Here is a 26,122-nt window from a genome sequence, read left to right as displayed (position 1 = left end):
GTACGTCGGGTCGTGGTCCGGGTCAGTCGGCGTCCGGCCGGACGAACGACCGGAGGGCGGCCAGGGTCAGGGCGGCGAGCCGCTCGATGCTCTTCCGCTTGTTGAGGTTGCTGCTGTACTTCAGGTGCAGGCTGAGCTCACCGTCGGCGAACCGCGCGAACACCTGGAGCCGGTGCATGCGTTGCAGCTGCGGCATCGGCCAGGAGTCGTCCATGGCCGGCCCGAGCAGCGGCGACTCCTCGGGCTCGTGGGCGAACTCGCCCCAGTTGTTGAGCAGGATGTCCGGCTTGCCGAGCGGGGCGAGCGCGTCCGCCACCTCCGGATGCCCGCCCAGGTAGCGCAGCAGGCCGAAGGCGAGGCCGCGCCGGGGCACCGCCTCGATCTGTTCGCGGACCGACTCCAGCAGCGCCCTCGGGCCGGGCTTCTCGGGTCGGCGGACGAGCCGGGGTGAGGTCATCGAGAACCGGCCGATGGCACGGGACAGGTCGAGGTCCTGACCGCCCATCTCCCGACCCCGGGCGACGAGGTCGACCAGGATCGACGACTGACCGGACCAGTCGGTGAAGCCCTGGAGGGTGGCGGCCAGCAGCGCGTCGTTGAGGCTCAGGCCGTACTCCTGCGGCACCAGCCGGCGCAGCGCGGCGGTTTCCTCCGCGTCGAGTCCGACCACCACCGTCTCCTCCGACGACATGCAGTCGTCTCCGTCGGGGTGGTCCAGCGGCCAGGTCGGGACAGGTTCCTTGGCCAGCGCCGTCCAGTACGCGATGTCCTCGGTCAACTCCGTGCCACGGGCGAGCGCGTCCAGGTTGCGGGACCATTCGGCGAACGACGCCGTCGGCAGCGGCAGGCGCGGCTCCTCGCCGGCCTCCACCGCCTGGTACGCGGTCTGGAGATCCGCCATCAGGACGTCCCAGGAGCTGTTGTCCATCAACTGGTGGTGGACGATCACCACGAGCAGCTCGGGACGGTCGGCCCCGAAGCGGACCAGGGCGACCTGGAGCAGCGGCCCATTCTCGATGTCGAGCTTGCGGTGCAGGGTGCGATCGAGGCGCCGGAAGGCGACCTCCTGGTCCGCCGGGTCGAGGGCGGACAGGTCCACGCTGGTGAACGGCGTGGGCTGGTACAGCTCGTTGACCCGGACCGACAACCGGCCCCCGGCCCGGGGGAAGCTGATCCGCAGCGAGTCGTGATGGGTGATCACCGCCGCCACGGCCCGCTCCAGCAGCGCCGGGTCGAGTGACCGCATCGCCTCGAACATGAAGATGTGCGTGTACTTGTGCGGGTCGGCGAAGTTCCGCTCGGCGAAGGCCACGTGCGACGCGACGAGCGGCACCACACCGGGGTCCGTACGCCGGCTTCCGTCACCACCCGCACCGGCGGTCGTCGACCCACCGGCCACGGACGCGAGGCCGCCGATGGTGGGGTGCGCGATGAACTGCGCAGGGGTGATCACCACACCCGCCTTACGGGCCCGGTCCACCACCCGGATCACGTGCAGCGAGTCCCCACCCAGGGCGAAGAAGTTGTCCTCCGGACCCACCGACGGCACCCGCAGCACCTCCCGCCAGATCCCGGCCAGGACCTCCCGCGCCTTGTCGGCCGGTGTCTGCGCGTCGGTCGCGACCGAGGCGAGCGCGGCGATGGTCGGGTACGCGATGAACTGCGCGGGCGTGATCACCACACCCGCCTTACGGGCCCGGTCCACCACCCGGATCACGTGCAGCGAGTCCCCACCCAGGGCGAAGAAGTTGTCCTCCGGACCCACCGACCGCACCCGCAGCACCTCCCGCCAGATCCCGGTCAGGATCCCCTCCACCGGTCCACGCCGGGTCTCCTCGGTGGCGGTGGCAGCGGCGGTGGCCGGAGCCACGGTGGGGGTCGGTGCCGTCAACGCGGCCCGGTCGACCTTCCCGTTGGGCAGCCGGGGCAGGCGGTCGACGAGCGCCACCGTCGGCACCATGTAATCCGGCAGCCGCTCCCGCAGCGCCGCGCGCAGGTCGTCAGTGGAGAGCGCGGCACCCGGCCGCAGCGCCACGTGGGCCACCAACCGCCGGTCGTCCGCCCCGTCGTCGTCGCAGAGCACCACGCACTCGCCCACGCCGTCCAGGGCGGACAGCGCCGAGGCGACCTCGTCCGGCTCGACCCGGTGACCCCGGATCTTGACCTGGTCGCCGATCCGGCCCAGGAACTCCACGGTGCCGTCCGGCAGCAGCCGCCCCCGGTCACCGGTGCGGTACAGCCGGTCGCCCGGCGCGCCCAGCGGATCGGGCACGAACCGCTCGGCGGTCAACGCGGCGTCCCCCAGGTAGCCGCGGGCCAGGCCCGCACCACCGACGACGATCTCGCCGGGCAGGCCGGTCGGCACCGGCCGCAGCCTCTCGTCGAGTACGTACAGCCGTGCGCCCGGGATCGGCCGACCGAGCGGCACCACCGCCTCGCGGCCCGCCCGGTCGATGCGGACCTCCGCCACGGCGACGATGCCCGTCGTCTCGGTCTGGCCGTACATGTTGACCAGCCGGGGCGCGGTCCCCGGCGCATTGCGGATGGCCTCGGGAAGTTCGTAGCGCAGCGGCTCGCTGGCGGTGAGCACCACCCGTGGCCGCCACCCGCCGGGCGAGGTGAGCGCCGGCAGCAGGACCCGCAGGTACGACGGCACCAGGTCCAGCACCTGCACGCCGTGCGCGGTGACGAAGGTGAGCAGCGCCAACGGGTCGGCCAGGTGCGCGCGCCCGGCGACGACCACGTGGCCGCCCAGCGCCAGCGGAACGGCGAACTGCCGCACCGACGACGAGAACGCGAACGACGCGGTGTGCAGAAACACCGGCTCGTCGGGCAGGGCCAGCGCGGCCGGCAGCCCCTCCAGGTACGCGGACAGTCCGCCGTGGGTCACCACCACACCCTTGGGGAGCCCCTTGGTGCCGGAGGTGTAGACCACGTAGGCCGGGTGCTCCGGTCGCAGCGCCGGTGTCGGCCGGGGGCCCACCGGGGCCGGCAGGTCCTCGATCGTCACCACCTCGCCCGCACCCTGAGGCGTACGACCCGCCAGGTCGCGCGTGGTGAGCGTCATCGTCGGCCGGGCGTCCGCCACGATCGCGGCCAACCGCTGCGCGGGGTACGCGGGGTCCAGCGGCACGTACGCGGCACCCGTTTCCAGGACCGCCAACGCAGCCACGACGACGTCGACGCCCCGGTCGAGGTGCAGGGCGATCGTCGTTCCCGGGCCCGCGCCGCGTTCGGCGAGCACCCGGGCCAGGTCACCGCTGCGACGGTGCAGGTCGCCGTAGGAGAGGGTCGTCTCGCCGCTGGTGACCGCCGGAGCGTCGGGTCGGCATCGCGCCTGCTCGCCCACCCGGGCAGTGAGCGTGCGGTGCGCGGCGCCAACCGGCAGCGCCGGACCGTGCGCGAGCGCATCGAGACGCTCCCGCTCACCCGGCAGGAGGGGATCCACGTCGAAGACGCGCTGGTCGGGGTCACCGACCAACCGGTCCATCAGCACCCCGAGGCGGCTCATCATCGCCTCGACGGTGCCCGCGTCGAACAGGTCGGTGCTGTACTCGGCGTGCCCTTCGATGCCGTCCCCGTTCTCCCAGAGGTCGATCAGCAGGTCGAAGCGGGCGGTGCACTGCTCGTTGTCGATCGACGTGAGGGTGAGGCCGGGGCCCGGGTCGGGCAGGCCGCCCGGGGCGTTCTGCAACGCGAAGCGCACCTGGAACAGCGGTGAGTGGCTGAGGCTGCGGGTGGGCGCCACCGCGTCGACGACCATCTCGAAGGGGACGTCCTGGTGGGCGTACGCGCCGTGCGCCGTGCTGCGGACCCGCCGCAGCACCTCGCGGAAGGTGGGGTCGCCGGAGAGGTCGACCCGCAGCGCCAGGGTGTTGGCGAAGAACCCGACGAGCTTCTCCAACTCGGTGCTGGTGCGGTTGGCGACGGGCGTACCGACGGTGATGTCCCGTTGGCCACTGAGCTGGGCCATGAGCACGTCGAAGCCGGCCAGCAACGCCATGAACAGGGAGACCTTCTCCCGCCGGGCCAGGTCGGCCACCGCCCGGGATCGCTCGGCCGACCAGCTGATGTCGTGGCGCGCTCCGCGGAAGGTCTGCACCGCCGGTCGCGGCCGATCGGTCGGCAGGTCCAGCGTGGGTACGCCGTCGAGCTGCCGCTTCCACCAGTCGAGCTGGTCGTCCAGCTCGGCGCCGGTCAGCCAGGACCGCTGCCAGAACGTGTAGTCCACATAGGTGTGTGTCAGCTCGGGCAACGACGACGGCTGCCCCTGGGCGATCTCCCGGTAGAGCGTCACCAGGTCGTTCAACACGATGTTCAGGGACCAGCCGTCGGAGACGGTGTGGTGCAGCGTCAGCAGCAGCACGTGCGAGTCGGGGCGTACCCGCACCAGGGTGCCGCGCAGCAGCGGCCCGGCGGCCAGGTCGAACGGAGTGCGCCCCTCGGCGTCGAAGAGGGCGGCCAGCCGACCCTCCGGGTCGGCGTCGCCCCGCACGTCCACCTCGGCGTACGCCACGGCGTCGACGGGCAAGAACTCCTGCACCGGTTCGCCGTCCACGGACGGGAACCGGGTGCGCAGGCCCTCGTGCCGGGCCCACAGCGCGCCGAAGGCCACCCGCAGCGCGTCCGCGCGCAGGTCACCGTCGAAGCGCAGCGCGAGGGGCACGTTGTAGAACGCGCTGTCCTCGGCGAGCCGGTTGAGGAAGTACAGGCGTCCTTGCGCGTGCGACAACGGCACCGGGCCGGTTCTCGGGACGGCGACGAGACCGGGCCGGGGGGCCCGCCCGCCGAGCGCCTCGATCCGGGCCCCCAGGTCGGCCAGCGAGGTGGACTCCAGGAACACCGCCAGCGGCAGCTCGATGTCGAGCTTCTTGCGCAGCCGGGCCATGGCCCGGACCGCGAGCAGGGAGTGCCCACCCAGGTCGAGGAAGTTCGCGTCCCGCCCGATCGACTCGACCGGCCGCCCCAGCACGTCGGCCCAGACCTCGGCGATGGCCTCCTCCAGCCGGCTTTCCGGAGCGGCCAGGGTGGGCGCCGGCTCGGCCGCCGTGGGCGCGGGCAGGGCCGCCCGGTCCACCTTGCCGTTGGCGGCCAACGGCAGCGCGTCGAGCGTGACGACGACCTCCGGCACCATGTAGTCCGGCAGTTCCGCGCGCAGCGCGTCACGCGGGTCGTAGGCCACGGAGTCCCCGGCCGCTGTGACGTACGCGACCAACCGCTCCTCACCAGGCCGGTCGGTTCGCAGCAGGACAACCGCCTCGCGGACCTGCCGCAGCCGGGTCAGGGTGGCCTCGATCTCCGCCAACTCGACCCGGTACCCCCGGATCTTCACCTGGGTGTCGATCCGGCCCAGGCAGTCGAGCTCGCCGTCGGGTCGCACCCGGACGAGGTCGCCGGTGCGGTACATGCGCTCCCCCGGCGTCGGGGCGAACGGGTCGGGCAGGAAGCGCCCGGCGGTCAGGTCCGGCCGACCGTGGTAGCCACGGGCCACACCAGCACCCGCCACATACAGCTCACCGACCGTGCCGGGCGGCACCGGCAGCAGGTTGCCGTCCAGCACGTAGAGCCGCGTGTTGGCGATCGGACGACCGATCGGCACCACACCGGACAGGTCGGTGCCGTCGTGCACCTCGTGCACGCAGCAACCGACGACGGTCTCGGTGGGCCCGTACTCGTTGACGATGCGCAGGCCCGGAGCCCGGCGTCGCCAGGCGGCGGCGGTGGCGCCGTGCAGCGACTCGCCACCGACGATCAGATAGCCGTCCGCAGCGATGGTCCGGCTCGGAACGGCCCGGTCCAGCGCCTCCAGGTGGGCCGGGGTGAGCTTGACCAGCCCGAGGTCCAGGTCGCTGCCGAGCAGCTCGGTGAGGGTCTCCAGCTCGGTGCCGTCGGCGACGAGCACCACCGGACGCCCGGCCAGCAGCGGACAGAACAGCGTCGTCACCGACAGGTCGAACCGCAACGGCGAGACCAGTGGCGCGCCCCCGCCCTCGGCCACCCGGTACGCCCGCAGGCTCCACGCCAGGTAGTTGGTCAGGCCGCGGTGGGTGACCACCACACCCTTCGGTCGCCCCGTCGAGCCCGAGGTGTAGATGACGTAGCAGGCGCTGTCCGGGTGCGGACGCGGCAGCGGCGGCAGGTCGGTGGTGGCGTCCTCGTCGCCGTCGGGCAGCAGCACCGACACGTCGGTGTCCGGTAGGTCCGCGACCCGGCCCGCGCTGGTGACGACCACCCGCACCTCGGCGTCGGTGAGCATGAACCGCACCCGCTCGGCGGGCTCGCCCACGTCCAGCGGCACGTACGCGCCGCCGGCCCGGAGGGTGGCCAGCACGGCCGTGACGAGGTCGACACCACGGTCCAGGAAGAGGCCGACGCGGGTCTCCGGTCCCACCCCGTGCCGGCGCAGCCGCGCGGCGAGGGCGTCGGCCCGGCGGTCCAGCTCTCCGAACGTGACAGTCAGGTCACCGACCAGGAGCGCGGGCGCGTCAGGGGTACGGGCGGCCTGCCGAGCGAACAGCTCGTGCGCGCGCACGTCACCGAGGAGCGGCTCCTCGGTGCGGTTGCCGTCCACGACCGCCGCCCGGGTCTCCTCATCGGACAGGAGTCGGGCCAACCCGACCGGGGCGTCCGGCGCGGCGGTCAGACCGACCAGCAGAACGCCGAGGTGAGCGGCCATCCGCGCCACGGTGCGCTCGTCGAGGATGTCGGTCGCGTACTCGGCCACCCCCCGCAGCCGGCCGTCGGCGTCCGGCCACACCTCGACCGTCAGGTCGTGCTTGCTGATCGGCAGGTGGTGTTCGACGGCCGTGACCCGCAACCCCGCCGCCTCGGCCTCCAACGCCTGGTCCTCGACGAGGGCGAACATCACCTGCGCGAGGGGCGTGTGGCCGAGGTCGCGCTCCGGGTCGACCGCCTCCACCACAGTGTCGAAGGGCACCTCGCCGTGCGCCATGCCCTGCTGCACGAGATCGCGGACCCGTCCCACCAGGGCCCGGAAGGTGGGCGCGCCGGAGGTGTCGACCCGTACGACGATCGAGTTGACGAAGGAGCCGACCATCGTCTCCAGCTCGACCCGGGGGCGGTTCGCCACCGGGGTCACCACCGAGACCTCGTCCTGGGCCGCGTACCGCGACATCAGCGCGGCGAACCCGGCGAGCAGCACCATGAACGGTGTGGCCCGCTCATCCTGGGCCAGGCGGGTCACCGTCTGCCACAGGCCGTCGGGCAGGGCGAAGCGGTGCCGCTCGCCCCGGAAGGACTGCACGGGCGGGCGGGGACGGTCCAACGGCAGGTCGATGACGGGTACCGCGCCCGCCAGCGCGCGCTTCCAGTAGTCGAGGCCCTCGGCCAGCTCGGCGGCCCGGTCGGGACGGCTCTCCCAGGCGGCGTAGTCCGCGTACTGCACGGTGAGGGGCGCGAGCGTGGGAGCCCGGTCCTGTGCTCCGGCGCGGTACAGCTCCAGCAGCTCATCGATGAGCAGGCTGACCGACCAACCGTCGCAGATGCTGTGGTGCAGGGTCAGCACCAGCACGTGCGCGGTGGGGGTCTGCCGGAACAGCGCGGCGCGAGCCAGTGGCCCGTCGGAGAGGGAGAACGGACGACTCGCCTCGTCGCGTACGGCGGCCAGCACCGCCGCGTCGTCGACGGGCAGTGGGCGCGGGGTGAGGTCCACCTCGATGTCGGGCAGGATGCGCTGCACCGGGTCGCCCTCGTTCGCCGCGAACACGGTCCGCAGCGCCTCGTGCCTGTCGACGAGGGCGCGCACCGCGTCGGTGAGCACGTCGAGCCGGAGTGCGCCGGTCAGGCGTAGGGCGGTCGGCACGTTGAACATCGCCGAGCCGGGGACGAGCTGGTCCATGAACCACAGCCGGCGCTGTGCCGGGGAGACGGGCAGGTCGCCACCGCGCGGCACCCGGGCGAGCGCCTCGGCCGGCCGGGGGCGCCGGCCGCCGAGACGCTTCTCGAACAGGGCCCGCTTCGAGGGCGACATCGAGTCGAGGCGTGACCGGCCGGGCGAGAGCCCCGCGCCGTGCGGCGCGGGGCGGCTGGCACTCGCGTCGGTGGTCATCAGGCCACCTCCCGAGCGGCGCTCTCCAGGTGCGTCACGAGGCTGCGCGGCCGCATGTCCGTCCACTCGGTGGTGACGTGGTCCAGGCAGGAGGCGCGGTCGGCGGGCCCGTGGGTCACCGTCCACCCGGCCGGCAGGCTGAGCGACTCGGGCCACAGCGAGTGCTGCCCCTCGTCGTTCACCACTACGAAGAAGCATCCGTCGGGGTTGTCGAGAATGTTCACGTCTTCCTCACTCTGCGCCTGGTCCCAGGACCCGACGGGGAAGCGCTGAACCGGCACGGCGGCCAGGCAGGGACCACGGCGGTCAGACCTGCCAGCGTCGAAGTCGGGACGCGCGTCCCCAGGTCGGGCGTCGTCAACTGTCGTTTGCGGAGACTTTTGCTATGCGTCACTCAGAGGACGTGCGGGGTTTCACCGCCGCGTGTCTCGCTATCGGATTCCATCACGGCCAAGGCCGGCCACCTGCACGTTAATCGGCTATCCGACCCGAAGCCGAGGGCCCTTTGCGGACACAACCCGGTCGATGTCAAGCGGATTCCGGCAAGCCATGCTGAACCCACGTCGCGCTCCCCCCCGAAGTTTGCGACCCAACAGCGTTCATGAATGTGAACGCAAGCGAGGCACAGAAAACCATCAGACACGGAGCGTGTCAAGACCCTTGCCTGGCGCTGAAGTCCACCATGCCAACCGGGACGTATTTATGACAAATACTCCGCAGGTGGCCGGTCGACCGGGCACGCCGCCAGGCCCGCCGGCGCTCCGTCGGCAGGGCTGCGGGCGGTCGGGCGAGACGACCGGAATCGGCCCGAAATGCGTTGCCGGCAACGCAACTGCGCAGGACAGGGGCATTGCCGCCCACTCCGTGCGTCGTGCGGACCGATCAACGACGACGCCACCGTCCAGGCTGGACGCGGCGCGTCGGAAAAATGACTTGCCCGGACGGAGAGAATCATTTATCGCGGAACTCGTGGTCAGAATCCGACATGGAGACGAGTTTCACACGACAGTCGGAAAGAACGACCGATCATCCATTGGCCAAGCATCCGATTGGTTGGACGACAGTCAATGTAATGGTTGTTAACGTGCGCAATGCGAGGCACGACAGAGAGCGCCACCGTCGCCGGATCGCAGCTCCCGCGAAGCCGTCGACCATCCGGGCCGACAAGCCGAGGCGTGGGCCGCCCGACGATTGCGTCCGATTGCCGGATCCGGTCAGGCCGAGACGTCGCGTCGAGCGCGGGACCTCTTCGCCGCACGGGCCCGCCACCACGCGTACGTGGCGCGGGGGGGTAGGCGCCCGGCGTACCCGAAGGCACCCGCACGCCGGGCACCCGGCAGGCCATCGACACCCGAATTCGGGCGGACGGGCGCGCCGGGGCCATCGACGAAGATCAGTGTGCGTACGCGCCGAATCAGGCCCGGTCCGTCGCGGCCCCGCCTTTACCCGAGCGCCGGGATGCCGTGCGCCGGCACCGGCGATTGCCGGCACCGGACGCTCGTGCCACGGCGTTCGGAAAACGCCTCGGTCAGCCCTGCAATAGCTGCCGGGCCATCACGATCCGCTGCACCTGGTTGGTGCCCTCGTAGATCTGAGTGATCTTGGCGTCCCGCATCATCCGCTCGACCGGGTAGTCCCTCGTGTAGCCGTAACCACCGAGCAACTGCACCGCGTCGGTGGTGATCTCCATGGCGGCGTCGGAGGCGAAGCACTTCGCCGCCGCGCCGAAGTAGGTGAGATCCGCGTCGCCACGCTCCGACTTGCCGGCAGCCGCGTACGTGAGCTGACGGGCCGCCTCGAGCTTCATGCCCATGTCGGCCAGCATGAACTGGATCCCCTGGAACTCGGCGACGGCCTTGCCGAACTGGCGACGCTCGGCCACGTACCCCTTGGCGTAGTCGAGCGCGCCCTGCGCGATCCCGACGGCCTGCGCGGCGATGGTGACCCGGGTGTGGTCCAGGGTCTTCATCGCGGTCGCGAAGCCGGTGCCCTCCGCGCCGATCATCCGGTCGGCTGGGATCCGCACGTTGTCGAGGTAGACCTCGCGGGTGGGCGAGCCCTTGATGCCGAGCTTCTTCTCCGGCGCGCCGAAGCTCACCCCGGCATCGGACTTCTCGACCACGAAGGCCGAGATGCCCCGGGACCGGGCGGACGGGTCGGTGACGGCGAAGACGGTGTAGAACTCGGACACCCCGGCGTTGGTGATCCAGCGCTTCACACCGTTGAGCACCCAGTGATCCCCGTCACGTACCGCCCTGGTGGTCATCGAGGCCGCGTCACTGCCCGCCTCCGGTTCGGAGAGGCAGTACGAGAACATTGCGTCACCAGCCGCGACCGGCGTCAGGTAACGAGTCTTGAGATCGGCGGAACCGGACAACAACAGCGGCATGGTGCCGAGTTTGTTCACCGCCGGGATCAGCGAGGAGGACGCGCAGGCGCGGGCCACCTCCTCGATCACGATGGCGGTGGCCAGCGCGTCCGCGCCCGCGCCGCCGTACTCCTCGGGAATGTGCGGTGCGTGGAAGTCGGCCGCTCGCAGCGCGTCGTAGGACGCCTTGGGGAACTCCCCCGTCTCGTCGGCCTCCGCGGCGTGCGGAGCCACCTTCGCGGCGCAGACCTCCCGCACGGCTTCCCGGATCGCCTGGTGCTCCTCAGGCAACCGGTAGACGTCGAACGACTCCCCTGCGGCCATCTCGGCCCTCCCCTTCACCACTATCATGCGCAGTCTGTGACGACTCCTGACCGCCGACCGCGCAGACTGAAGACTAGCGACTGCAGTTCAGGTGATGTTACCGGCGCGTAGGTATGGGCAGGACGGTGCACCTAACGCGCTCAGCGATGATGGAGAATTGAGACAGTGAGCCACCCTCCGGTGCCCCGCCCAGGCGCCGCAGCAGAATGCGACGCGACGACGCGACGCCAGCGCGAGCGGAGAAGACAGGCGTGACGATCCCCTACCCCACCATCCAGCCGACCCCCGCCATCGCCGCGGTGACCCCGCCCTCGGGCGCACCCCGGCCGCGGGTGACGTTCCTAGGGACTGGTTACCTCGGTGCGACGTACGCCATCTGCTACGCCGAGCTGGGCTACGAGGTTCTCGGGTTCGACGTCGACGCCGACAAGATCGCGATGCTGAACGCCGGTCAGGTGCCGATCCACGAGCCCGGCCTGGACGAGCTGCTCCGGCGCAACCTCGCCGCCGGCCGCCTCCGGTTCAGCACTGACATCGCCGAGACCGCCGAGTTCGGTGACGTGCACTTCATCTGCGTCGGCACCCCGCAGCGGGCCGACGGCATGGGCGCCGACCTGTCGTACGTCGAGGCGTCGGTCACCAGCCTCGCTCAGCACCTGACCCGCAAGGCGTTGATCGTCGGCAAGTCCACCGTGCCGGTCGGCACCGCCGAGTGGGTCGAGCAGCTCGTCGGGAAGCACACCCCGAACGACCTGGACGTCGAGGTGGCGTGGAGCCCCGAGTTCCTCCAGGAGGGCTTCGCCGTCGACGACGTCCTGCGGCCCAACCGGATCGTGGTCGGCGTCAAGAGCGAGTGGGCCAACGGCATGCTCTACGCCGCGCACAAGGGCGTGTTCGACCTGGCCGCCACGGAGGACCGCGAGGTGCCCCTGGTGGTCACCGACTTCTCCACCGCCGAGCTGGTCAAGGTCGCCGCGAACGCCTTCCTGGCCACCAAGATCTCCTTCATCAACGCGATGGCCGAGGTCTGCGAGGCCTCCGGTGGCGACGTCACCCAGCTGGCCCGCGCGATCGGCTACGACCCGCGGATCGGCAACCGGTTCCTCCAGGCCGGCCTCGGCTTCGGAGGCGCCTGCCTGCCCAAGGACATCCGGGCCTTCCAGGCCCGCGCCCAGGAGCTGGGCGCCGGCGAGGCGCTGCGCTTCCTTCACGAGGTCGACCTGATCAACCTGCGCCGGCGTACCCGGGTGCTCCAGCTCGCCGCGGACCTGCTCGGCCGCCGCTCCGGGCCGGCCGGCCCGGACTTCTCCGGCACCCGGATCGCCGTGCTCGGTGCCACCTTCAAGCCCAACACCGACGACGTCCGCGACGCCCCGGCGCTCGCCGTCGCCGCGCTGCTGCACAAGGCCGGCGCCGACGTGCACGTGTACGACCCGCAGGGCACCGAGAACGCCCGCCGCGCGGTTCCCGAGCTGACCTACGAGAGCAGCATCAACGAGGCGGTAAACGACGCCGACCTGGTCTGCGTCCTCACCGAGTGGGCCGACTTCCGCAACGCCGATCCGGTCGCCCTCGGCGAGTTGGTCAAGGGTCGCAAGGTCGTCGACGGCCGCAACTGCCTCGACCCGGCGCTGTGGGCCCAGGCGGGCTGGGAGTACCGGGGCATGGGCCGCCCCTGACCCAACCGACGCACCACCGGCCGGCCATCGAGCATCTCGGTGGCCGGCCGGTGTCGTTGTTTGCCCCGGACCCGCCGACAAGAGTCGAAATCCGCGCCAGCTTTGGGCATGCTGCGACAGTGGGAGTCCACAGTGCGGGTGGAGGGGTGTCGTGGCGACCTTTCAATGCTCCTCGTGCGGCCGGGAGATCAAGCCGGCCGTCCGATGCCCGCACTGTGGGGCAGATCAACCACAGTGGGTCGAGCACCTGGCCGACATTGAGCGTTCAATCGCGGAGATGAAGGCGCGCGACGCCGCCATCGCCCGCGAGCAGCGGCAGATCGCCGCCAAGATGCAGGCCGCGCTCTTCCAGCGGGACATCCTCGCCCACGCCGGCGAGGAGCGGATCAAGCAGGCCACCCGGCCGCGCCGGGTGCTGCGCCGCCGCCCCGGCCGGCGGCCCCCGACGGCCACCATGGGAACGCCGCCCCGGGTGCCCCGCCAGGGCACTCCGTCCGCCCCGGAGGATCCGCCGCCGCCCCCGCCCCGGGCCGCCTGGCTGGACGCGGACGACCCGGAGCACCCGCCGGAGGCGTCCTCGCGCGAGGTGCAGAACATCCCGCTCGGGCTGGGCGCGCTGCTGCTCGGCGTCGCCGCGGTGGTCTTCGCCGCGGTGGCCACCAGCTCGATGGACGCGTTGGCCCGACTCGGCATCCTGCTCCTGGCCACCGTGCTGATGCTGCTCGCCCCACCGGCACTGGCCCGGCGCGGGCTCACCTCGACCGCCGAGACCATCGCCGCGGTCGGCCTGCTGCTGGTGCCGCTCGCCGGCAACGCCCTGTGGGCGGTGGACCGGATCGGCGCCGGCGGCGGCTCCGGCACGGTCTTCGCCGGGGTGATCTTCGCGGTCACCGCCGCGGTCGCATTCGGGTACGCCGGTTGGACCGGTCTGCGCGCGCCCCGCTTCGCCACAGTGCTCGCCGCGCAGCCGGTGCTGCCTCTGCTGGCGTACGACCAGATCACCGGCCCGGGCGGCTGGGCGCTGGTGCTGGCCCTGGTCGCCCTCGTCAATCTCGGCCTGGCCCGCTCCGGCGTGACCGTCGAACGCCCCGTCCGGCAGGACCTGCCGTCGCCCGGCATGCCGTCCGCGCCCCGCCAACGCGACGCCGAGAGCCGACCGGAGGGCGACCCGGAGGAGGCCGCCGAGCTGATCGACGTCAGCGGGGGCGCCACTGATCCGCGGCCGACCCGACCGGTGCCCGGCCTGCTTGAGCTGACCTGGTTGCTGCACGCCCTGGCGGTCGCCGTCTCGCTGGCGTACGCGGTCACCGCCCTGCTGCGGGCACAGACCGTGCCGACGGCGACCGGCGCCGGGGTGGTGCTGCTGCTGGCCGCCATGATCGGGCTGGCCGGCGCGTTGGTGCTGCGTCGCCCGCCACTGCCGGACGTCGCGGCCGGCATCGTCACCCTGGCGGTGATCGGCTCGCTCAGCCGAATCGCCTCGGTGGCACTCCCCGGCCGGGCGCTGCTGCTGATCGCGGCGGTCATCACGGTGACCGGGCTGGCGGTGCGCGCGGTCCCGGAGGCGGCCCGACGTGGCCCACAGTTGGCCTCCGCGGTGGCGCTGACAGTCAGTGGTCTGGTGGTCGCCGGCGGCGCGCTACGCGCCGGGGTGGCACCGGTCCGGGCGGCACTGCCCGCCTGGAACCCCGACCTCAGCCGGTACCCGGGCGAGTTGGCCGCCGCCGTCGGGCCGACCACCTGGCAGCTCACGGGTGCCGCGTTCCTGTTGACGATCGCGGCGGTGCTGGCCCTGCCCACCGAGATCCGCCGGGAGTTCGCGGTCGCCGGCGCGGCGCTGACCGCGCTCGCCGTCCCTGCCTCGTTCGGTCTCGGCTGGGCGACGGCACCCTGGCCAATGGTGATCACCGCGATCGGCATCGGGGTCATCGGGCTCTCCGCCCGCACCGACCGAGCCGCGGTGGCGCACGCCATCGGGGCGGCCGTGGTCGGCCTGTTCGGTGCGGGTGCCAGCCTGGCCAGCCCCACCCTCACCGCCGCGGTCCTGATCACCCTGTTCGTGGCCGGCACGCTGGTCACGCTGGCGCCCCGGATCCGGATCGCCTCGGCCGCCTCTGACACGGTCACCGCCTGGGCCGCCGGTGGCGCCGCGTTCGCGCTGCCCGGGGCAGTGGCGGCGTTCGTGGCCGCGACCATGCCGAGCGACCCGACCCCCACCCCGGCGAGCCTCCGCGAGGTGACCGTCCCGATCCTGGCGGCCAGCTTCCTGGCGGTCTGCGTGACCCTGGGCTACGCCGCCGTCGTGCAGGTCTCCCAGCGCCACATCCCCGCGCCGCTGTCGGTCGGCACCGGGCTGGGCGCGCTGATGGTCACCGCCGCCGCGTTCGGGGCGCCCGGCGCGACCGTCGCCGACGCGTGGGTGGGCGCGCTCCTGCTGGTCGCGGCGGTGCTTCTCTTCCTGGCCCCCTCGATCGACGCCGGCCGTCGAGCCGACCTCACCCTCGACGGCTCGGACCTGGCCGCCGCGGCGGTCACCACCGCCCTGATCGCCACGCTGGTACGGATCGGGGCGGTGCTCGCCCCGGGTGGGCAACTGGCGGTGGCCGCCGCCCTGCTCCTGGTGGTCGCCGTGGGCGCCCGCAGCATGCCGGAGGAGTGGCGACGCGGTCCGATCCTCGGCCTCACCGTCGGCGGTGCCCTGATCGGCGTCCTCGCCGGCTGGTCGGCGGTGCGCGGTGGGGTCGGCGTGCTGGCCACCCCCGGCCCGATCTGGAGGGGCGATCTGAGCGACTGGCCGGCCGCCCCCGTCGGCGGTGCCACCTGGCAGGCGCCGGTCGCGCTGGCGCTGCTGGCCCTCGCCGCCGGCATCCTGCTCCCGCCGCCGTGGCGCTGGGACGTGTCCGGGGTGGCGGTGGTGCTCGCCACGATCGGCGCGCCGGCCGCATTCGATCTGGCCTGGTGGTCGCCGGTCCTGGTCGGCGGAATGGTCGCCACCGTGTTCGGCATGGCCGCGGTGGCCACGGAGGAGGCGCGCGCCGGGCTGTCCCGGGCCACCGTGGCCGGGGTGGTCGCGCTGCACGCCGCCGGAGCCGGCCTGGTCCGCCCGTGGACCACGGCCCTGGCGCTGGGCAGCATCGCGCTGATCGGCGTGGTGGTGGCCGCGCTGGCCCGCGTCCTCGCCGATCCACAGGTCGTCGACATCGAAACCGAGGGGATGCCGCCGCACCTGGCGCAGATCGGTGGCGCGGCGATCGGTGCCGCCCTGCTGGCCCTCCCCGGCGCGGTGGCGGCACTGTCCGCCGAGTTCGAACACTCGGCGCAGGTGGTGCTGACCGCCGCGCTGGCCGCGACCAGCCTCGGTCTGGCCGCCGTGGCCGCGGTCCGCCGGCTGGTGCCGCAATATCTGCCCTGGGTCAGCGTGGCGGTGGTCGGCGGGGCCACCATCAGCGCCCTGGCCGCCATCCCCACCGGCCTCGCCGCGGGCGTCTACGCGGCCGCCGCCGCCCTGCTCGGCGTACTGGCCGAGCTGATCCGCGCGGCCACCGTGCCGCCCACCGGCGCGGCCCAGCCGGTCCGGCGCTGGGCGGTACGACTGGACGGCGCCCTACGGCGGTTGCCGGACGACCCGGAGCGACGACGCTGGCGGGTCAACCCGGCCGCGGGTGCATTGGCCGCGGCGGCGCTGCCGACCGCCCTGGCACTCGCCTCGATCGCACCCGCGCTGGTCACCGCCCTGGTCGAGCCGCACCGCACACTGACCCGGATCTGGCAGGGCCCACCGCCGGAGCTGCTCACCCCACCGTCGGACGTGGTGAACCCGACCCACGTGCTGACGGCGTTGCTGCTCACCGCGACCGCCGCGCTGGCCGCCACCGGGTTCAGCGGTGGGCGGCGGTCCCGGGCCGTGCCGGTGGTGCTGCCCGGAGCAGCCGTCACGCTGCTGATCGCGCCCATCGCGCTGGGTCAGGGCTGGCCCGCCAGCACCGTCGCCGCGCTCTCCGTCTTCACCATCGCGATGCTCGGTCTCGCACTGACCCCACCGCCGCCGCTGGTCGAGCGGGCCCGGTCGCTGCGGCTGGCCCGGGTGCTGGTGTTCGCCATCGGTCTGGCCGGTGGCAGCGCCGGGCTCGCCGGCAGCCTGGCCGACCGGCAGATGACCCTGTTCACCCTCGGCAGCGCGGTCGGCGTGGGCGCGGTGGCGGCGCTGTTCGGCACCACCCAGCGGGCGCGCATCCTCGGCTGGCTCTTCGCATCACTCATGGCGCAGCTCTTCGTGCTCACCGCCGGCCTGGTCGCCGGGCTGGCGGCGGTCTGGTCCGCGTTCGGGGTGCTCGCCGTCGGCGCGGTCCTGCAGGTGCTCGCCGCGACCCTGCCCCGGCTGCGCCGCCCCGAGGCGCAGCGGGAGGCCTCCACCGTGGAGTGGACCGGGTACGCTGCCGCGCTGATCGCGTTGGCCCTCGCCTTCGACTCGCCCCGCCACATCGCCGCCCTGCTGGCCGCCTGGGGCGCTGTCCTCGGGGTGGCGGCGACCCGACCCGGTCGCCGGCCGGTGGAACGCCGGATCCTGTTCTGGGCCGTGGTGGTGTGTGAGATCACCGCGTGGTGGATCCTGATGCGAGTCGCCGACGTGGCGTTGCCCGAGGCGTACACGCTGCCGTTCGCCGTGTTGGCACTCCTCGTCGGAGTCCTGGAGCTGCGCCACCGACCCGACATGAGCAGCTGGGTGGCGTACGGGCCGGCGCTGGTCGCGGCCTTCGTCCCGACGCTGGCGATCGTGCTGGCCACCGAGTCCAGCACGATGCGGCAGATGCTGCTGCTGCTCGGCGCGGTCGCGGTACTGATCTTCGGCTCGTCCAGCCAACAACAGGCCCCGGTGATCGTCGGCGCGTCGGTCACCGCGATCACGGCGATCCACGCCCTGTTCAGCCTGGGCCCGTGGCTGGCGCTGATCCCGGTGGGCATCCTGCTGCTGGTGCTCGGCGCGAGCAACGAACGCCGCCGCCGCGCCCAGGAACGCCTACAGACCGCCCTGCGCGGCATGAGATGACTAACCGGAGGGTCCCTGCGGCCTGGGTGAATGGGCGCGGTGAGTGGGCCGGGTTCGCGGGCCGGGACGCGTTTGCCTCGCGCGGGCGGTGCGGGGGTTAGCGCAGGGTGGCCTGGAGGGCGGCTTCCTTGGTTGCCACCAGCTTCTCCAGATCCTGCTGGTAGGTAGTCATCTTGGCGCGCAGGGCCTCGTCGCTGGCACCGAGGATCCGTACGGCGAGCAGGCCGGCGTTGCGGGCGTTGCCGATCGACACGGTGGCGACCGGGATCCCGGCCGGCATCTGCACGATGGACAGCAGCGAGTCCATGCCGTCAAGGTGCTTCAGCGGCACCGGCACACCGATCACCGGCAGCGGCGTCACCGAGGCCACCATGCCGGGCAGCGCGGCGGCACCCCCGGCCCCCGCGATGATCACCTTGAGGCCGCGGTCGGCGGCGTCGCGCCCGTACTCGATCATTGCGACCGGAGTCCGGTGCGCCGAGATCACCCGGACCTCGTACGCCACGCCGAAGTCGTCCAACACCTCGGCCGCGGCCCGCATGGTCGGCCAGTCCGAGTCGCTGCCCATGATCAAGCCAACCGTGCTCACTGCGGCCCTCTCCTCGTTCCCGAAACCGTGACTCACTCGTGGCCCTCGCGCAGCCAGCGCACGGCCCGCGCGGCCCGCGCCCGCAGGTCGTCCAGGTCGTCACCGAGCACCGTGACGTGCCCGATCTTGCGGCCAGGTCGCACCTGCTTGCCGTACAGGTGCACCTTGGCACCCGGCTCGGCGGCGAAGAGGTGGTGCAACCGCTCGTCGATCGACATCCCGCCCGGCTCACCGCCGAGCACGTTCGCCGACACCACCACCGGGGCGGTCAGCGCCGTGTCACCCATCGGGTAGTCCAGCACGGCCCGCAGGTGCTGCTCGAACTGCGAGGTCCGGGCACCCTCGATGGTCCAGTGCCCGGAGTTGTGCGGGCGCATCGCCAGCTCGTTGACCACGATCGCGGGCCGGCCGGCGTCGTCGCGCACCTCGAACAGCTCCACGGCCAGCAGGCCGATCACACCGAGCGCGGTGGCCAGGTCGATGGCGAGCTGCTGAGCGGCGACCGCCAGCTCCTCGTCCAGGCCGGGCGCCGGGGCCAGCACCTCCACGTTGATGCCGTCGCGCTGCACGGTCTCGACCACCGGGTACGCGGCCACCTGACCGAACGGCGAACGGGCCACCTGCACTGCCAACTCCCGCCGCAGCGGCACCCGCTCCTCGACGATCAGCCGGGTGCCGCCGGCGAGCAGCGTGGTCGCCAACTCGTTCGCCTGGGCGGCGTCGTCGACCATCCAGACGCCCCGGCCGTCATACCCACCCCGGGCCGCCTTGAGCACCACCGGCCAGCCGACCTGCTCGCCGAAGCCCACGAGGTCGGTGGGCTCCCCGACCGGCCGCCAGGCCGGGTTGGGCGCACCCAGCTCGGTCAGGCGTTCCCGCATGACCTGCTTGTCCTGGGCGTGCAGAAGCGCGTCCGCCGGCGGGTAGAGGGGCACCCCTTCGGCCGCCAGCGTGCGGATGTGCTCGGAGGGCACGTGCTCGTGGTCGAAGGTGACGACGTCGCAGCCCTTGGCGAAGGTGCGCAGCGCGGCCAGGTCGGTGTGGTCGCCGTACTGGACGTCGGCGGCGACCAGCGCCGCGCCGTCGTCGGGGGCGGTCGCGAGCACACGCAGTGACTGGCCGAGGGCGATCGCGGCCTGGTGGGTCATCCGGGCCAACTGGCCGCCACCCACCATGCCGACAACTGGCAGACCGGTACGGGAATCCATAGCGCGGCCAGCCTATCCGGGCCGCCGACGGGCCCACCGGGAGGGCTGGCGACCCGCCTCGGAAGCGCCGGCGGGACCACCCGGCGGACGACGCGGGCGACTACCGGGCGTGGCCGTACGCTCAGCCCAGCTCGGCGACCAGGTCCTCGACCGAGGTGACCGGCCGCTGGCAGACGAAGCCCCGGCAGACGTACGCGGCGGACTGCCCCTCGACCAGCGGACGGTCGGCGAGCAGCGGCACACCCGGCTGGTCCGGACGCCCGGCGACGACCACAGCTCCGGGCGGCGCGTGCCGGCGGGCGGCGGCCACCAGGGGGTCGCCGGCCGGATCGTCGGTGACCACTGCGATCTCGTACGGCCCGGAGAGCAACGCCTCGCCGACCATGGCCGCGTAGCCGGTGAACCGGGGGTGCTTGCCGACGATCGGCGCGACAGTGCCGAGGGCCGCTTCGGCGGCCTCCCGGTAGCGCGTCTCCCCGGTCAGCGCCGAGTACGCCACCAGCCCGGCGATCAACGCCGACCGGCCGGACGGGGTGGCGTTGTCGGTCGGGTCGGCCGGCCGGGCGACGAGCCGCTCCGCGTCGTCGGCGGTGTCGTAGAAGGCGCCACCGGGCGCGGCGAAGTGCGCCAGTGCGGTGTCCAGCAACTCGCCGGCCAGGGTCAGCCAGCGGCCCTCGCCGGTGAGCTGGTGCAGCGCGCAGAAGGCCTCGGCAACACAGCCGTAGTCCTCCAGGACACCGGCCGGCTCGCCGACCTTGCCGTCCCGGGAGACCCGGCGCAGCCGGCCGTCCACCAGGTGCACGGTGGCGAGGTGCTCGGCGGCCTGGTGCATCGCCCCGTCGGCGACGATGGTGACGCCGTCCATCAGGTTGGCGTCCTCGTCCTGCGGGGACGCGTACACGGCGGCGACCTGCTGGAACTCGGCGATGGCGGTGATCGCCAGACCGTTCCAGGCGGCCACCACCTTGTCGTCGAGGGCCGGCTGGGGGCGGGTGTCCCGGGCGGCGAGCAGCCGCCCGACCACCTGCTGCCAGCGGGCGCGCACCTCGGGGGCGGCATCGTCCACGTCCCGGGCGAGCTTGAGCACGCTCATGCCGTGCTCGAAGGTGCCCTCTTCCGTGACGGTGAACAGGTCGGCGGCGAACCGGCCGTCCTCCTCGCCCAACGCCTCCACGAGTTGGGCGGGCGTCCAGGCGTAGGTGAGCCCCTCGACGCCCTCGGTGTCGGCGTCCAGTGCGGACGCGAACCCCTGCCCCGGCCGGTGCAGCTCGTCGGCGAGGAACCGGGCGGTGTCCCGGGCCACCCGGCGGGCCAGCGGGTCGCCGGTGAGTCGCCACAGCTGGGTGTAGACCCGCAGCAGCAGCGCGTTGTCGTAGAGCATCTTCTCGAAGTGCGGCACCGTCCAGTGCGCGTCCACCGAATAGCGGGCGAAGCCCCCCGCGAGCTGGTCGTAGATGCCGCCCCGGGCCATCGCCTCGGCCGTGTGCCGGGTGATCTCCAGGCTGCGCGGGTCGCCGGTGCGCTGGTGGTGGCGCAGCAGGAAGAGCAGGTTCATGTGCGGCGGAAACTTCGGGGCGCCACCGAACCCGCCGTTCGTGGCGTCGTACTCGCTGGCCAGCCTTGCGGCCGCCGCGTCGAGCAGCGGGGCGTCCAGCGGCGCGGTGGGGCCGCCCACGGCCTGCGCGCCACCGATCGCCTCGACCACGGCGGCGCCCTGGCCCAGCACCGCCTCGCGCTGCTCCCGCCAGGCGGTGGCGACCGACTGGAGCAACTGGACGAAGTTGGGTCGCGGGAAGTAGGTGCCGCAGAAGAACGGAGTGCCGTCCGGGGTGGCGAAGACGGTCATCGGCCAACCGCCCTGGCCGGTCATCGCCTGGGTGGCGGTCATGTAGACCGCGTCCACGTCCGGACGTTCCTCGCGATCCACCTTGATCGACACGAAGTTGTCGTTCATCAGGGCGCCGACCTGCTCGTTCTCGAACGACTCGTGCGCCATGACGTGGCACCAGTGGCAGGCCGCGTAGCCCACCGAGATGAGCACCGGAACGTCCCGCCGCTTCGCCTCGGCGAACGCCTCGTCCGACCACGGCCACCAGTCGACCGGGTTGTCCTTGTGCTGGAGCAGGTACGGACTGGTGGCGTCGGCAAGTCGGTTCACCTGACGACCATAGCCAGCCTCGGCGCGGACCGCGCGGGGTCCACCCGGACGGTCAGGACGCGCCGTCGGCGCGGAGCCGGAACACGTTCGACTCCGCCGAGTCGCGCAGCGACCCCAGCACCGCGCTGATCTTGTCCGCCGGCATCGGCTTGAAGAAGTGGTAGCCCTGCGCGGAGGTGCAACCCAACTCGGCCAGGGCCATCCGCTGCTCGGCGGTCTCCACCCCTTCGGCGACCACCCGCAGCCCCAGCTCATGAGCGAGGCCGACGGTCGTCCGGACGATCGCGGCGGCCTCCGGCGAGTCGGCCATCCGGATGACGAAGGAACGGTCCACCTTCAACTCGTCCACCGCGATCCGGGTGAGGAAGGTCAGCGACGAGAAGCCGGTGCCGAAGTCGTCGACAGCGAGCTGCACGCCCATCGACCGGAGCGTCGCCAGCACCTCGTCGATGACCTCCAGCTCGCTCATCACCACCGTCTCGGTGATCTCCAGAACGAGCCGGTGCGGCGGCACCTGGTGGCGGCGCAACGCCTCGGCGATCTCCGCCGGCAACCGGGGGTCGAGCAGGCTGCGCGCCGACAGGTTGACCGAGATCGGGACGTCCAACCCCTCCCGGGCCCAACCGGCGGCCACACTGAGCGCCTTGTTCAGCACGTAGCGGGTGAAGGTGCCGAGCTGCTCGCTGTTTTCCACCGGCCGGATGAAGTCGGCCGGGTTCAGCCACCCACGCCGGGGGTGCTGCCAACGGATCAGCGCCTCCACCCCGGTGGGCGCACCGGTGGCCAGGTCGACCGCCGGCTGCAACGCCAGCACCAGCTGATCGTCGACCTTCAACGCCTCACGCAGCTCGGCCAGCAGGGCGAGCTGGTCGGTGCTGGCCGCGTCACGCGCGCCGTCGTACGCGGCGACGTTGCCGCCGCCCTCCTTGGCCTGGTACATCGCGATGTCGGCCCGACGCAGCAGCTCGGTCAGGTCCGCGGTGCCCGCGGCGGCCACCACCACCCCGACCGAGACCTCGATGGACATCCGTACGCCGGCCACCTCGGTCGGTGCGGCCAGCCGTTCGGCGATCTCGCGGGCCTGACGCAACGCGTGGGCCATCGGGGCGGTCCGGTCGCCGAGCACCGGCACCGCAGTGAGCAGCAGCGCGAACTCGTCGCCACCGAGTCGACCGAGCAGGTCACCGGCGCGGACCAGCGCGTTGAGTCGGTTCGCTGTCAGTCGCAGCAGCTGGTCACCCGCCGCATGGCCGAGGGTGTCGTTGACTTCCTTGAACTGGTTGATGTCCAGCAGCAGCAACGCCACCGGGTGGTCGTGGCTGAGCTGTCGCAGCGACTGGTCGCCCTTGCTCAGCATCGCCGCCCGGTTGGCGAGCCCGGTGAGCGGGTCGTGCACCGCCTCGTACGACGAACGGGCGGTCACCAGCCGCAGCTCGCGGTGGGTCGCTGCGTCGTGCAGCGCGGCGGCGAGGGCGTCGCCGAACGCGGCCACCGCGTCACGTTCCCGGGCCGTGGGCGGGGCCGAGCGGGGGAACCGCACCCGCAACCGACCGACCGGCGTGGCGCCGACCGACAGCGCCCGGCTCAGCTCGTGCTCGTCCGGCTCCGACTGGTCCGGTGAGCCGGTCTCCCGGTCGACCAGCTGACCGCCGGCGTCGCCCCGGTAGCGGTGCCACCGCCCGTCGGCCCGGGCCACGTCGACGTCCACCAGTTCGGCGTTGAACAGCGTCAGCGCCCCGGTGACCGCCGCACTCGCCACGCCCCGCTCGTCGAGCTGGTTGAGGGCCGCGGTGGCCTCGGCGAAGGCACGCCAGGTGCGCCGCTCCTGATCGGAGCGCAGCCGGTAACGGTAGGTCTGCTGCAACAGCCACAGCAGCGGCGGCAGCAACAGCAACCAGCGTGGGTCGAGTTCCAGCAGGGCGACCACCACGAGGCCGACAGCCACGTTGCCGACGAACATCAGCAGCTTGCCGCGCAGCGCGGCGAGCAGCGGCGGCCCGATCGGCAACCCGTGCCGCAGACCCAGCGTCACGCCCCCCAGCCAGGCGGTCACCAGGAGGTACGTCACCGAACCGGCGATCACGGCCAGCGCCAGGATCGGGGTGGGTGGCGAGAGCAGGGGCTGCCCGAGCGCGGTGGTCACGGAGACGGCCAGTGCCGACGCGGCGGCCAGCGACGCAGCGATCCGGACGATCTCCAGGGCCGGACGGCGGTCGTTGTGCAGTGACAGCAACGTCCAGGCCAGCCCGGTGCCGAGCAGCGTGGCGGACGGGAGCCAGCCGGCTGGAGTCAGGTAGAGGCAGACGATCAGGGCGGCCTCGCCCCAGGTGATGCTGACCATGCCGGCGGCCGAGCGGAACCGCAGCCGGGCGAGCTGGGCGAGGGCCAGGACCGCGACGGCGATGCCGAAGCGGGCCGGACCGCCGAGAGGATCGTCGGCCGGCAGCCGGACCGGGAGGGTCAACCCGACCGCGGCGGCGGCCAGGGCGGTCAGCGTGACGGCGGCGGTGAGCACGAGCAGCCGGCCCGGTGTGCCACGCACCCCGAGCCGATCGAACGGGTCGTCGGCCGAACCGGAGGTCATCGACCTCCCCCGTCAGCCGACCGACCGACGTCGCGGTGGGCGGCCGGTGCTGTGCTGGTCATCGGCGCCCCCTCCCGCACACGGCTCGGAGACTTTTGGTCCCCCCGGCGGAAGGCTAAGCCAAACCGGGTGGCCGCAACAGGGGGCGACCACCCGGTTCAGCGTGATTCACGCGCGGACTACCCGTTCAGGTGCTGCTGGTGCCCGTTGGGAGCGGGCGTGGATGAATCACGCCCCCCGGTCCCGTCTGTCGGATCGACGACTGCCGCATCGGCCCTGGTCGGGTCGGTCGGCCCGGACTGCTGGGGGAAACGGTCCGGCAGGCGGCGCAGCCGAGCGTTCATGTTGCGGATCAGCAGGATGGTCGCGGTGGCCAGCAGCAGGATGAGGAACAGGCCCATCGGCCCGGCCAGACCACCCGTGCGGGTGTCCCCGAAGTTGTTCTCCGCGAGCACCTGGGCAGCGGTCAGCATGGCGTTCCTCCGATGTGCGGTTGGTAACCAGGGTAGCCCCGCCGGGAATCAGCGCGCGTGCGCCGTCTCCCGCACCCCGGCGAAGAGATCGGACTCGGGCAGTGGGCTGTCGACCATCGAGCGGGCCAGCTCGTAATCCTCGGTCGGCCAGGCCCGCTGCTGGAGCTCCATCGGCACGTGGAACCAGAAGCCGTCCGGGTCGACCTGGGTGGCGTGGGCGCGCAGCGCGTCATCGCGGACCGGGAAGTATTCGGCGCACTCGACCCGGGTGGTGATCCGCGGGCCCTTGTCGGGGCGATCCTCCCACCGCTTGAGCCACTCCTCGTAGGGCGACTCCAGACCGGCGGCCAGCATGCCCTCGTGCAAGGCCATGATCTTGCCCTTGGAGAAACCGATGTCGTAGTAGAGCTTCAGCGGCTGCCAGGGCGCGCCCAGCTCGGGGTAACGCTCCGGGTCACCGGCGGCCTCGAACGCGGCCACGCTCACCTTGTGGCACATGATGTGGTCCGGGTGCGGGTAGCCACCCTCCTCGTCGTACGTGGTCACCACGTGCGGACGGAACTCGCGCATCAGCCGCACCAGCGGGCCCGCGGCGACCTCGACGTCCTGGAGGGCGAAACAGCCCCCGGGCAGGGGCGGCAGCGGATCGCCCTCGGGCAGACCCGAGTCGACGAAACCCAGCCAGGCCTGGTCGACGCCGAGGATCGCCCGCGCGGCGTCCATCTCGGCACGCCGGATCTCGCCGATGTTGGCCCACACGTCGGGTCGGTCGAGCTTGGGGTTGAGCACGCTCCCGCGCTCGCCGCCGGTGCACGTCACGACCAGGACGTCCACCCCCTGAGCGACATATTTCGCCGTCGTCGCCGCGCCCTTGCTCGACTCGTCGTCCGGGTGCGCGTGCACGGCCATGAGACGCAGTTGCTCTGCCAACTTCGGCGCTCCTCGTCTGTGCCGGACGGTGGACCCGACCGGGCTCGACCGGCTGACCTGCCGGGATCTTTCCTCACCGCACCCTGTCACCGGCCACCAGCGCCGGGCATGACCTGCCATTCCTGCCGCTGGACCGGGTGGGAGGATGGTGCTCTGTCATTCTTGCCGATGCCGCCGACAACAACGCCAGGAGATACCCGCCGGTGACCGAGACGCACGCCACAATTTCACCAGGCGCGCCGGTATTCCCGGCCGGGCGCTACGGCCGCCGTCGGGCACCGGGCGGAAAGCGCCGCCGTACGCTGCTGGCCGCGCTGGCGCTGTTGGCGCTCGTGGCGACGCTGACCGTGATCTCGGTCCGGCTCTACCGCCAGTACGGCGACCCGGTCTACGACGCCCAGGTGATCACCTACACCGACATCACGGACAAGCAGGTGCTTGTCGACTTTCGGGTGACAGTCCCGCCGGGTGGGTCAGCGGTCTGTGTGCTGCGCGCCCGGGACCGTGCCGGCGCCGAGGTCGGCCGCGAACAGGTCACCGTGACCGCCGAACCCGGGGACCGGCACGTCACGACGCAGCACCGCCTGGCCACCACCGCGCGGCCGTTCATCGGTGAGGTCCTGCGCTGCCGACCACCGTCCTGAGCTGCTCGAACAGCACAAAGAGCGGGGCTGACGGGGCGCCTACCGCCGGT

Annotated in this window: 12 protein-coding genes; 3 read left to right on the top strand and 9 right to left on the bottom strand. The window is 72.5% G+C overall.

Features of this window, described 5'->3' with window-relative positions:
* Positions 1-22 precede the first annotated feature (22 nt).
* The 3 genes from MED15_RS15490 to MED15_RS15480 form a co-directional block, all read right to left on the bottom strand.
* On the bottom strand, positions 23-8,068 hold the full coding sequence (locus MED15_RS15490; RefSeq protein ID WP_112735969.1) for a non-ribosomal peptide synthetase: 8,046 nt from the start codon (positions 8,066-8,068) through the stop codon (positions 23-25).
* A complete protein-coding gene (locus tag MED15_RS15485) occupies positions 8,068-8,292 on the bottom strand; it encodes an MbtH family protein (RefSeq protein WP_112582509.1) in 225 nt (74 codons plus the stop codon). Before MED15_RS15485 ends, MED15_RS15490 begins: the two co-directional genes overlap by 1 nt.
* A 1,304-nt stretch (positions 8,293-9,596) precedes the next feature.
* Complete coding sequence (locus tag MED15_RS15480; protein WP_112582446.1) at positions 9,597-10,760, bottom strand: acyl-CoA dehydrogenase family protein; 1,164 nt, start codon at positions 10,758-10,760, stop codon at positions 9,597-9,599.
* Between the two features lie 251 nt (positions 10,761-11,011).
* On the opposite strand from MED15_RS15480, the gene MED15_RS15475 reads away from it, so the two are divergent.
* Together MED15_RS15475 and MED15_RS15470 are read left to right on the top strand one after the other, a co-directional pair.
* A complete protein-coding gene (locus MED15_RS15475; protein ID WP_112582447.1) occupies positions 11,012-12,439 on the top strand; it encodes a UDP-glucose dehydrogenase family protein in 1,428 nt (475 codons plus the stop codon).
* A gap of 151 nt (positions 12,440-12,590) precedes the next feature.
* Positions 12,591-17,486: an SCO7613 C-terminal domain-containing membrane protein gene (locus MED15_RS15470; RefSeq protein ID WP_112735968.1), complete on the top strand. Its 4,896-nt coding sequence runs from the start codon at positions 12,591-12,593 to the stop codon at positions 17,484-17,486.
* A gap of 97 nt (positions 17,487-17,583) precedes the next feature.
* Here MED15_RS15470 and purE read toward each other — a convergent pair whose 3' ends face one another.
* From purE to mca, 6 genes are all read right to left on the bottom strand, one after another.
* Positions 17,584-18,075 carry a 5-(carboxyamino)imidazole ribonucleotide mutase gene (gene purE / locus MED15_RS15465; RefSeq protein WP_112582449.1) on the bottom strand — a complete coding sequence of 164 codons (492 nt, stop codon included), beginning with the start codon at positions 18,073-18,075 and terminating at the stop codon, positions 17,584-17,586.
* 32 nt (positions 18,076-18,107) lie between these two features.
* Positions 18,108-19,283 (bottom strand): 5-(carboxyamino)imidazole ribonucleotide synthase, encoded by a 1,176-nt coding sequence (locus tag MED15_RS15460; protein ID WP_112733102.1) that lies wholly within the window; start codon positions 19,281-19,283, stop codon positions 18,108-18,110.
* 121 nt (positions 19,284-19,404) lie between these two features.
* Positions 19,405-21,441, bottom strand: a complete 2,037-nt coding sequence (locus MED15_RS15455) for a thioredoxin domain-containing protein (RefSeq protein ID WP_112733104.1) — start codon at positions 21,439-21,441, stop codon at positions 19,405-19,407.
* 52 nt (positions 21,442-21,493) lie between these two features.
* Positions 21,494-24,025, bottom strand: a complete 2,532-nt coding sequence (locus tag MED15_RS15450; protein WP_112582452.1) for a putative bifunctional diguanylate cyclase/phosphodiesterase — start codon at positions 24,023-24,025, stop codon at positions 21,494-21,496.
* 179 nt (positions 24,026-24,204) lie between these two features.
* Positions 24,205-24,498: a hypothetical protein gene (locus MED15_RS15445; protein WP_091394183.1), complete on the bottom strand. Its 294-nt coding sequence runs from the start codon at positions 24,496-24,498 to the stop codon at positions 24,205-24,207.
* A gap of 48 nt (positions 24,499-24,546) precedes the next feature.
* The gene (gene mca / locus MED15_RS15440; protein WP_112582454.1) at positions 24,547-25,428 is read right to left on the bottom strand and encodes a mycothiol conjugate amidase Mca; all 882 of its coding nucleotides are present in this window, start codon (positions 25,426-25,428) and stop codon (positions 24,547-24,549) included.
* Positions 25,429-25,631: 203 nt separating this feature from the next.
* Between mca and MED15_RS15435 the strand changes: the two genes are divergently transcribed.
* A complete protein-coding gene (locus tag MED15_RS15435; RefSeq protein WP_112582455.1) occupies positions 25,632-26,072 on the top strand; it encodes a DUF4307 domain-containing protein in 441 nt (146 codons plus the stop codon).
* The last annotated feature ends 50 nt before the right edge of the window (positions 26,073-26,122 follow it).

Source organism: Micromonospora noduli (assembly GCF_003264475.1).
Taxonomy (GTDB): domain Bacteria; phylum Actinomycetota; class Actinomycetes; order Mycobacteriales; family Micromonosporaceae; genus Micromonospora; species Micromonospora noduli.
This window is presented reverse-complemented; position numbering and strand designations above follow the sequence as displayed.

What these genes read in the sequence shown, in the direction of transcription:
- MED15_RS15460 (WP_112733102.1), bottom strand. Translation starts at nt 19,283, where the DNA reads ATGGATTCCCGTACCGGTCTGCCAGTTGTCGGCATGGTGGGTGGCGGC.
- MED15_RS15450 (WP_112582452.1), bottom strand. Translation starts at nt 24,025, where the DNA reads ATGACCTCCGGTTCGGCCGACGACCCGTTCGATCGGCTCGGGGTGCGT.
- MED15_RS15445 (WP_091394183.1), bottom strand. Translation starts at nt 24,498, where the DNA reads ATGCTGACCGCTGCCCAGGTGCTCGCGGAGAACAACTTCGGGGACACC.
- MED15_RS15490 (WP_112735969.1), bottom strand. Translation starts at nt 8,068, where the DNA reads ATGACCACCGACGCGAGTGCCAGCCGCCCCGCGCCGCACGGCGCGGGG.
- MED15_RS15480 (WP_112582446.1), bottom strand. Translation starts at nt 10,760, where the DNA reads ATGGCCGCAGGGGAGTCGTTCGACGTCTACCGGTTGCCTGAGGAGCAC.